General features: G+C 67.3%; 1 protein-coding gene. It reads left to right on the forward strand.

Annotation, left to right across the window (positions count from 1 at the left end):
* A partial coding sequence (locus QRN34_RS13990) for an AMP-binding protein (protein WP_285405307.1) occupies positions 1–1610 on the forward strand: 1610 nt, incomplete at both ends.

The following is a 1610-nucleotide window of genomic DNA, read 5'->3' on the forward strand; positions in this document are numbered from 1 at the left end:
CACCTCCGTCGCCGGCCGCCAGGACGATGCCCTGGTCGATCTTGTCGGCTTCTTCAGCAATACCCTCGTGCTGCGAACCGACACCTCGGGCAACCCACGCTTCCGTGACCTGGTCCGCCGGGCCCGGCAGGCCGACCTGGACGCCTTCCAGCATCAGGACCTGCCCTTCGATCGGCTGGTCGAAGTGCTCAACCCCGCCCGGTCGGCGGGCTTCCACCCGCTGGCCCAGGTCATGGTCGGCCTACAGAACAATGCCGATGCCACTTTGGCACTGCACGATCTGGTCGCCTCGCCCCACGCGCTGAATGCATTCGAGATCGCAAAATTCGACCTGACGTTCAATTTTCTCGAACAGGCCGACAACCACGGTGAACGCACGCTAGCAGGGGTCATCGAATACGCCACTGACCTGTTCGACGAGGCGACCGTGGCGCGGATGGCCCAGCGGCTGTCCCGGTTGCTGGAGGAGGTGGCCATCGAGCCCGATCGCCGGCTGGACCGCATCGACCTGCTCGAGGCACACGAGCGCCGGACCCTGCTGCTCGACTGGAACGACACAGCCACCGACCTTGCGGCGACCACCGTGACCGCCGCCTTCGAACGCCAGGCCAGGCGCGTGCCCGACGCCGTCGCCCTGGTCTGCGGCGATCGCCAGCTTACCTACGCCCAGCTCGAGGATCGCGCCAATCGGCTGGCCCATCATCTGCTGGAACTCGGGGCCGGCTCGGATGTGCTGGTGGCCGTCTGCATGGCCCGCTCTATCGAGCTGCCCGTGGTGTTGCTCGGTGTCCTCAAAGCCGGCGCCGCCTTCTTGCCGATCGACCCGGCTTATCCGACTGAGCGGCTGGCCGCGATGCTCCAGGAGAGCATGGCGCCCATCCTGGTCACTACCGCCGAGTTCGCCGATCGCCTGCCCAGCCACTGGGGATCCCTGCTCGTGCTGGAGGAGGCTGCGGAGGACATCGCCCGGCAGCCTGCGTCCTCGCCGACGATCACCCCACACCCCGATCATCTGGCCTACGTGATCTACACCTCCGGCTCCACCGGTATCCCCAAGGGCGTGGCCATCACCCACGATGGTCTGTCCCGGTCGATCCGTTGGATCGGCGGCCATGCCGCCGTGGACGGCACCGACACGGTGCTGGCTCGTGCCTCGGTGGGCTTCGATGCCTTCCAGTGGGAACTTTGGCTTGCCTTGTTGTCCGGCGCCACCGCTTGCCTGCTTCCCGAAGAGGCTACCTACGATGTCGAGCACATCGCCGCCTGCTGCGACCAAGCAGGTGTCACCGTGGCGGTCTGGCCACCGTCCATGCTCCCGGCCCTGCTCGACGCTCTCGAGCGTCCCACCCTGCGGCATGTCTTCAGCGCCGGCGAGGCCTTGTCCACCGAACTGGTCCAAGCCATCGCCCGGCGCTGGCCCATCGGGGTCACCAACTTGTACGGCCCCACCGAAGCGACCATCCAGGCCACCTGCTATCCGGTGGATCTGGCCGGGCTGGACCGCCTCGGCGCGACCGTGCCGATCGGCCGTCCGATCGACGACACTCGGCTTTACGTGCTCGACACGTTCCTCCAGCCGGTGCCGGTGGGCGTGCCCGGTGAGCTGTACA

The sequence above is a fragment of the Luteibacter sp. ME-Dv--P-043b genome (assembly GCF_030209605.1).
Classification (GTDB): Bacteria; Pseudomonadota; Gammaproteobacteria; order Xanthomonadales; family Rhodanobacteraceae; genus Luteibacter.